The 1719-nt window shown below is 62.1% G+C and carries 1 protein-coding gene and 1 pseudogene; both read right to left on the bottom strand.

Going from position 1 to position 1719, the window contains the following annotated elements:
• Positions 1–371 (bottom strand): annotated as a pseudogene (locus WCB02_RS20295) (efflux RND transporter periplasmic adaptor subunit); the annotation flags it as partial.
• The coding region (locus WCB02_RS20290; protein WP_423960812.1) for an efflux RND transporter permease subunit at positions 368–1719 on the bottom strand (1352 nt) is incomplete at its 5' end. The pseudogene WCB02_RS20295 and the gene WCB02_RS20290, both read right to left, overlap by 4 nt.

Genomic DNA, 1719 nt, shown 5'->3' with positions numbered 1-1719 from the left:
ACGTAGCGCTTCTCCACATAGCCGCTGGTGCGCGCGAAAATATTGGCAGCTTCAAACGCCGTCGTGGTCGCCGGCAAGGTGACGGTGATCTTGCTGCCGCTGGCTCGGACCGCGGCCACGTGGACATCGGGAACAAAAGTTCGGCTCTCCAGCGCGGTGGCCGCGACGTCGCGCTCGGCCCGGTGGTAGCGCCAACCGCCTATTGCAAGGCCAGCCACAAGCAACAGCAGCGCGCTTCCGCCAAGCAGCGCGCCGCCATAACCAGGCCGCCTCCTTCGCGGCAGGTTGGGTAGCGCGACAACGCGATCGGTTTCGGGGGCAAGCCGGTCCTGAACATCTTCGATTTTCGGTCGTGCACGGATCTCGCTCATTGCTGGATTTCCTCGAATACGCCATGGTGAGGCTTTCCGTCGTTGCCTTTGCGCAGCATGGCGAACAGGTAGGGCACGATCAGCAACGTCGTCGGTGTCGCAAACAGCAGTCCGCCGATGACCGCGCGCGCGAGCGCCGCGTTCTGCTCCTCGCCGGCGCCGCCAATGGCCATCGGTATCATGCCGACGATCATCGCGGCGGCTGTCATCAGCACGGGACGGATTCGGGTATGGCCGGCGCTCAGCGCGGCTTCAAAGGCGGAATGCCCGTTCAACTGCTGCTCGCGCGCGAAAGTCACGAGCAGAATCGAGTTCGCCGAGGCAACGCCGACCGCCATGATCGCTCCCATCAGCGACGGCACATTCAGCGTGGTGCCTGTGATGAACAGCATCGTAACGATGCCGCTCAGCGTCGCCGGCAGCGCCAGGATCACGACGAACGGATCGCCAAAGCTCTGGTAGTTCACCACCATCAGGAGATAGACGAAGACCGCGGCGAACAAGAGCCCGATGCCGAGATTGCGGAACGAGCCGTTCATGCTCTGAATCTGGCCGACGACCTGAATCGAATTGCCGGGTTTCAGCCCCTTTTGCAGCTGCGTCGTGACTTTACTGATGTCTGCCGCCACGCTGCCGAGATCGCGGCCCTGCACGCTGGCATAGATGTCGAAAACCGGCTGGATGTTGGTCTGGTTGGTATTGGTCGGTACCGTGTCCCGTTTGAAAGTCGCGACATTACTCAGCATGCCGGGGACGGTCTGGCCGCTGATCGCCAGTGAGGTGGAAACCGGCGTGTTCTCCAGTGCATTCAGCGAGTCGACTCTGTACTCCGGCGTCTGCACCGCCAGGTAATACGGAATCCCCGAGGCCGGGTCGGTCCAGAAATTCGGCGATACTTGCTCAGACGAACTCAGGCTGATGTTGATGTCGGTCGCGACCGTGCTGGCGTTCAGGCCGAGTTGTGCGGCGCGGGTGCGGTCGATCTGGGCGTAGAAGGCCGGCGCGTCGACCTCCTGCTGCAGATGCGCGTCGACGATCCCAGGAATTGCGGCAAGGCGTTGCCGGAGTTGTTTTGCGACGGCCAGGTTGTTCGTGCCATAGCCTACGGTACGGACGTCGATCTGCGCCGGCAGCCCGAAGTTCAGGATCTGCGTGACAATATCGGCAGCCTGGAAGTAGAACACGTCTTCCGGGAATGATGCCGGCAGCACCTGGCGCAATGTCTTGATGTAGTCGGCGGTCGGCTTGTGACCTTCCTTCAGTGCCACCTGGATCACGCCGTCATTGATCCCGATGGTCGAACCGTCGGCGAAGGCCAGATTGTAGGCTCGCGCCGGCAACCCGATAT

Origin of the sequence: Bradyrhizobium sp., from assembly GCF_049581145.1 — a bacterium.
In the GTDB taxonomy this organism is placed as follows: Bacteria; Pseudomonadota; Alphaproteobacteria; order Rhizobiales; family Xanthobacteraceae; genus Bradyrhizobium.
The sequence above is the reverse complement of the archived record's forward strand: the minus strand, read 5'-3'. Positions and strand labels throughout refer to the sequence as shown.